The sequence below is a fragment of the Stenotrophomonas sp. UBA7606 genome (genome assembly GCF_002477705.1).
GTDB lineage: Bacteria > Pseudomonadota > Gammaproteobacteria > Xanthomonadales > Xanthomonadaceae > Stenotrophomonas.
This window is the reverse complement of record NZ_DLJW01000099.1, coordinates 7906-13711: the sequence shown is the minus strand read 5'-3', so window position 1 is coordinate 13711 and position 5806 is coordinate 7906. Positions and strand designations below refer to the sequence as shown.

General features: G+C 65.9%; 6 protein-coding genes and 1 tRNA gene. All 7 read left to right on the top strand.

Annotated features, from left to right (window positions below; all coding sequences use genetic code 11):
- The first annotated feature begins 75 nt into the window (after positions 1-75).
- The 7 genes from B2527_RS12330 (at position 76) to pth (ending at position 5787) form a co-directional block, all read left to right on the top strand.
- Complete coding sequence (locus tag B2527_RS12330; protein ID WP_293713916.1) at positions 76-1758, top strand: tetratricopeptide repeat protein; 1683 nt, start codon at positions 76-78, stop codon at positions 1756-1758.
- 5 nt (positions 1759-1763) lie between these two features.
- On the top strand, positions 1764-2414 hold the full coding sequence (gene lolB / locus B2527_RS12325; protein WP_414717082.1) for a lipoprotein insertase outer membrane protein LolB: 651 nt from the start codon (positions 1764-1766) through the stop codon (positions 2412-2414).
- Positions 2411-3289: a 4-(cytidine 5'-diphospho)-2-C-methyl-D-erythritol kinase gene (gene ispE, locus B2527_RS12320; protein WP_293713912.1), complete on the top strand. Its 879-nt coding sequence runs from the start codon at positions 2411-2413 to the stop codon at positions 3287-3289. Before lolB ends, ispE begins: the two co-directional genes overlap by 4 nt.
- 3 nt (positions 3290-3292) lie before the next feature.
- Positions 3293-3369 (top strand) — tRNA-Gln (locus tag B2527_RS12315).
- A 111-nt stretch (positions 3370-3480) separates the two neighbouring features.
- The gene (locus B2527_RS12310) at positions 3481-4440 is read left to right on the top strand and encodes a ribose-phosphate diphosphokinase (protein WP_293713910.1); all 960 of its coding nucleotides are present in this window, start codon (positions 3481-3483) and stop codon (positions 4438-4440) included.
- 106 nt (positions 4441-4546) lie between these two features.
- On the top strand, positions 4547-5152 hold the full coding sequence (locus B2527_RS12305) for a 50S ribosomal protein L25/general stress protein Ctc (RefSeq protein ID WP_293713908.1): 606 nt from the start codon (positions 4547-4549) through the stop codon (positions 5150-5152).
- Between the two features lie 53 nt (positions 5153-5205).
- Positions 5206-5787, top strand: a complete 582-nt coding sequence (gene pth / locus B2527_RS12300; RefSeq protein WP_293713906.1) for an aminoacyl-tRNA hydrolase — start codon at positions 5206-5208, stop codon at positions 5785-5787.
- Positions 5788-5806 lie beyond the last annotated feature (19 nt).

The following is a 5806-nucleotide window of genomic DNA, read 5'->3' as shown; positions in this document are numbered from 1 at the left end:
AGGGTCATCTGTTCAGTTGCTTGCGATAAGCTGCTGGCTGTTGAAGGCCGCCATTTTACGGCCCGGTTGCGCCAGATGCCCGTATTCCATCGCATATGCACCGTTCTGTTGCTTTCCCTGCCGGTTTTCCCGGCGTTGGCGGCACCGGCAAAACCCGCGGAAGTGGCTGCGGTAGCCACCCCCGCGCCACCGCTGGAACCCATGCTGGCCGGCGAATTTTCCTTGCAGGCCGGCAAGTTGCCCGACGCCGCGCGCTGGTACCTGCAGGCCGCGCAGCAGGCACAGGGCGACGTGGGGCTGGCTGAACGGGCCACCCGCATTGCCATGATTGCCGGTGACGATGCCCGCGCCAATGAAGCCTTGGCGCTATGGGCGCAGCGTGACCCGGGGGCGGTGGCGGTACGTGCCACCCGTGCGTCGCTGGCGATGCGCAAGGGGGACGCGCGGCAGGCCCGCAGGGAACTGCTGGCGGTGCTGCGGGCCCCCGAACCCTTGGCCTGGCGCTACGCCGTGCTGGCCCTGGCGACGGGCGGCCGTGATCCGGCGGTGCCGGCGCAGGTGCTGGGGGAGCTGGTGGATGCCAATGCCATCCCCGAGACGCTGGATGCCTGGCAGGAGTTCGGTCGGCTGGCGCTGCGCATGGACCGCCCGGAACTGGCCCAGCGCATGGTGGCCGAGGTGGTCCGGCGCTTCCCGGAAGAGCCGCGGGTAGTGCTGCTGCACGCCACCCAGCTCAACCAGGCGGGCAAGAAGGACGAGGCGCTGGCCTTGCTGAAGGGCATCGAGGGCAAGGCCGCGGCTGATGAAGAGCTGCGCAATGCGCTGGCGTTCGCCTATGACGCGCTGGGTGCGCCCGAACCGGCCGAACGGGTGCTGGCGCAGGGGCCGCAGAACCTGCAGACCTGGGGCATGCGTGCCTCGCTGCTGGCCAAGCAGAAGGACGATGCCGCGCTGCTGGCGCTGTACCAGGACATCTCGGCCAAGGCCAGCAAGCCCGACCCCGAGCAGCGTCTGCTGCTGGGCAAGATTGCCGAATACCTCAAGCGCTACCAGGAGGCCGTGGACTGGTACCACGGTGTCCCCGGTGGCGAGCAGCGCGGCGAAGCGCGCCTGCGCGCGGTCAACGCCCTGCACCTGATGGGCGACAAGCAGCGCGCCAATGCCGAGGTTCATGCGGTGCAGACCGATGCCGCGCTGGACGACGATGTGCGCCGTGATGCCTACCTGCTGGAGGCCGAGCTGCAGCAGCGCGATGGCAGCAAGGCCGAGATGGATGTGCTTACCCGCGGCCTGGCGGCGTTCCCGGACGACGGAGCGTTGCTGTATGCGCGCGCCCTGGCCTGGGAGCGCAACGACGACGTGCCGCGTGCCGAGGCCGATCTGCGCAAGATCCTGGTTGCCGAGCCCGAGAACGTGGCCGCCCTCAATGCGCTGGGTTACACCCTGGCCGACCGCACCCAGCGTTACCAGGAGGCGCTGGAACTGATCGACCGCGCACGTGTGGCCGAGCCGGACAATGCCGCCATTGTCGACAGCTATGGCTGGGTGTTGTACCGGTTGGGGCGCAACCAGGAAGCCTTGGAGCACCTGCGTCGCGCCTGGGGGCTGAACAAGGATCCGGAGATCGCCGCCCATGTTGGCGAGGTGCTGTGGGTGCTGGGGCAGAAAGACGAGGCGCGCCGTTTCTTTGATGAGGCGCGCAAGCTGGATCCGGACAACCGCGCGCTGCAGCGTGCGATCGAAAAGTTGGGTGCATGAACAGGATGAAGTTGTGGCGGGCACCGCTGGTGCTGCTGATGGTGGCTGCGTTGGCGGCCTGCGGCTCCGTGCCCAAGCGCCAGCAGACGCCGGTGGCGGCCGAAGTCGCGGAAGTGTCGGCGCAGGCGCAGGCGGCTGAACAGGCGCGCCAGGCAGCGCTGCGCGCTGCGCCGGATTGGACCTTCCAGGGCCGGGCGGCGATCAGCAAGGGCCGCAATGGCGGCAATGGCCGGATCGACTGGCAGCAGCGGGGGCAGGCCTACGAGGTCAGCCTGGCGGCACCGGTGACCCGGCAGAGCTGGCGTTTGAGCGGTGCTGCAGGGCAGATGGTGCGTCTGGATGGCCTGGAGGGTGGTCCGCGCACCGGTGACGACGCCGGCCAGGTGCTGCTGCAGGCAACTGGCTGGGAGATACCGGTCGAGCAGTTGGCGCAGTGGGTGCGCGGGCTGCCGTCCGATACCGGCACGCCGGAGCATCTTGGTTTTGATGCCGAAGGCCGGCCGCGCGTGCTGCGCCAGCAGGGCTGGCAGATCGACTATCTGGACTGGTACCCGGCAGAGGCGGGCAAACCCTCGCTGCCGCGCCGCATCGAGGCGGTCAATGGCGATGCCAAGGTACGCCTGATCGTCGACGCCTGGGGCGCGGCCGAACAATGAGTGCCGTTGTCGTGAATGCGGGCTGGTCGTACTGGCCGGCCCCGGCCAAGCTGAATCTGTTCCTGCATATCACCGGCCGTCGCGCCGATGGCTATCACCAGCTGCAGACCGTTTTCCGCCTGCTGGACTGGGGTGACCGCATAGGCTTGCGCCTGCGAGCGGATGGCCAGGTGCGTCGCGATGGGCCGTCCGTGGCCGGCGTGGCCGAAGCCGATGACCTGGTTGTCCGCGCCGCCAGGATCCTGAAAGAGGCGGCTGATTGTCCGCAAGGTGTAGACATCCGCGTCGAAAAGCGCATCCCGGCCGGGGGTGGCTTCGGTGGCGGCTCGTCCGACGCGGCCACGGTTCTGGTGGCGCTCAATGCGCTCTGGGGCACCTGCCTGGACGAAGACGCACTGGCTGCCCTGGGGGTGAAGCTGGGTGCGGACGTGCCGGTGTTCGTGCGCGGCCGCAGCGCCTGGGCCGAAGGCGTGGGCGAGCAGTTGACCCCGATCAGCCTGCCGCCAGCGTGGTATTTGCTGGTCGACCCGGGGGTGCACGTCCCCACCGCTGAACTTTTCCGTTCCCCGGATTTGACTCGGGATGCCAAGCCCGTGAAAATAGCGGACTTCGCTTCCGGGACCGTCCTCGGAAATGCGTTCGAGCCGGTACTACGGCGCCAGGAGCCAGCCATCGAGGCAACGTTCCAGGCCCTGTCAGGTATTGGTCGGGCACGGCTCACGGGGTCGGGAAGCGGTTGTTTTGTCGAATTCGCCACGCGTACTGCTGCAGAGCAGGCCCTGGCGGAATTGCCGGGGCAACTGCGGGCATGGGTGGCTGCGGGTGTTGATCGCTCGCCACTGCTTGATGCGCTGGAGACGACGGGAAGTGTTTGATGCAGGGGCGTCGCCAAGAGGCCCAAGGCACCAGGTTTTGATCCTGGCATTCGTAGGTTCGAATCCTACCGCCCCTGCCACATCCTTCCCCAAGGCTGTAAGCGCAATGGATGTGCGCAAACCCACAAACGCGCCATCTCTGCAGTAATCACGTTCTTTTCGCTACTCGCCCCCCGCCCGAGAGAGCTGTCATGCAAGATTCCCCGAACCTGCTGGTCTTTTCCGGCAATGCCAACAAACGCCTTGCGCAGAGCATCTGCAAGGAACTCGGGGTGAGGCCGGGCAAAGCGCTGGTTTCCAAGTTCTCCGACGGCGAAGTGCAGGTCGAGATCCAGGAAAACGTGCGCAAGCAGGACGTGTTCGTGGTGCAGCCGACCAGCGCCCCGAGTGCCGAAAACCTGATGGAGCTGCTGGTGATCATCGACGCGCTCAAGCGCGCGAGCGCCGCCTCCGTCACCGCGGTGGTGCCGTACTTCGGTTACGCCCGCCAGGATCGCCGCATGCGCTCCTCGCGCGTGCCGATCACCGCCAAGGTCGCTGCCAAGATGTTCTCGGCCGTGCATACCGACCAGATCCTCACGGTCGACCTGCACGCCGATCAGATCCAGGGCTTCTTCGACATGCCCGTGGACAATGTGTATGCCTCGCCGCTGCTGCTCGCCGATATCTGGCGCGCCTACGGCACCGACAACCTGATCGTGGTCAGCCCGGACGTTGGCGGCGTGGTACGCGCCCGCGCCGTGGCAAAGCGCCTGGATGATGCCGACCTGGCCATCATCGACAAGCGCCGCCCGCGTGCCAACGTCGCCACCGTGATGAACATCATCGGTGACGTCGAAGGCAAGACCTGCGTCATGGTCGACGACATCGTCGACACCGCCGGCACCCTGTGTGCGGCCGCTGCTGCCCTCAAGGCGCGCGGTGCACTCAAGGTTGCCGCGTACTGCACCCACGCCGTGCTCTCGGGCCCGGCAGTGGACAACCTGAACAACTCCCAGCTCGACGAGCTGGTGGTGACCGACACGATCCCGCTTTCCGAAGTGGCCCGCGTCTGTCCCAAGATCCGCCAGATCAGCGTGGCCGAAATGCTGGCCGAGACGATGCGCCGCATCGCCTTCGGTGAGTCGGTCAGCTCGATGTACGTGGATTGATGCATCCGGTCCCCGGCTTGTCCGGGGATCACATCAGGCTCTTCTGGTCGCGGAAGAGTCTCTACGCAGCGCCGCGAGGCGGTGCAACAACCTAGAGTAGTCAACAATGGCAAAGTCTCACGAAATCAAAGTCGCTCGTCGTGACGTGCAAGGTCAGGGTGCGAGCCGCCGCCTGCGTCACGAAGGTGTGGTTCCGGGCATCGTTTACGGTGGTGATCGCGAGCCGGTGAAGGTTCAGTTCAACCACAACGAAATCTGGCTGGCCCAGTTCAACGATTGGTTCTACTCGTCGATCATCGACCTGAACCTGGACGGCACCATCCACAAGGTGCTGCTGCGTGACATGCAGCGTCACCCGTACAAGCAGCTGGTCATGCACCTGGACTTCCAGCGCGTGAACGAAAACGAAGTGCTGCACGCTTCGGTCCCGCTGACCTTCATCAACGAAGACACCTCGCCGGCTGGCAAGGCTGCCGACGTGCTGGTCACCCACGAACTGAAGGAAGTGGCGATTGCCTGCTTGCCGAAGGATCTGCCGCAGTCGATCGAAGTCGACCTGGGCGAGCTGAAGGCTGGCGACATCATCTACCTGTCGGGCCTGAAGCTGCCGGCCGGCGTGGAAATCCCGGCGCTGAAGCTGGGCAAGAACCACGACGACGCCGTGGTCATCGCCAAGACCTCGGCTGGCGAAGAAGAAGCAGCTGCCGAGTAATCGGCAATGTCGCGCCCGCCTTTCGGGGCGGGTGCGACAGATGCATCAGACAGATGACTGGCTTGCGATTGATCGTTGGTCTGGGCAACCCCGGACCCGAACACGCCCGGACCCGGCACAATGCCGGGTTTCATTTCGTTGAGGCCCTGGCAGAGCGGCAGGGCGCGCGCTGGGCGCTGGAAAGCAAACTGTTTGGCGAAGTGGCCAAGGTCGACATCGCCGGGCAACCGGTATGGCTGTTGAAGCCGGCCACCTTCATGAACCTCTCTGGCAAATCGGTCACCGCCGCACAGCGGTTCTGGAAGATCGAGCCGGAACAGACCCTGATCGCCCACGACGAACTGGACATGCCGCCCGGCGTGGCCCGGCTCAAGTTCGACGGCGGCCACGGTGGCCAGAACGGCCTGCGTGACACCATCCGCCTGCTGGGTCATGGCAAGTTCCACCGTCTGCGTCTTGGCATTGGCCATCCGGGTCACAAGGACCGCGTGGTGGGTTGGGTGCTGGGGCGTCCGTCCGACGATGACGCGGTGCTGATGGAGCGCGCCATCGACGCCGCCATCGATGTGCTGCCGTTGGCGGTGGCAGGGGACTACAACGAAGCCATGAAGCGGCTGCACACTAGCGGGAAGTAGGGAATGGGGAATGGAGAAT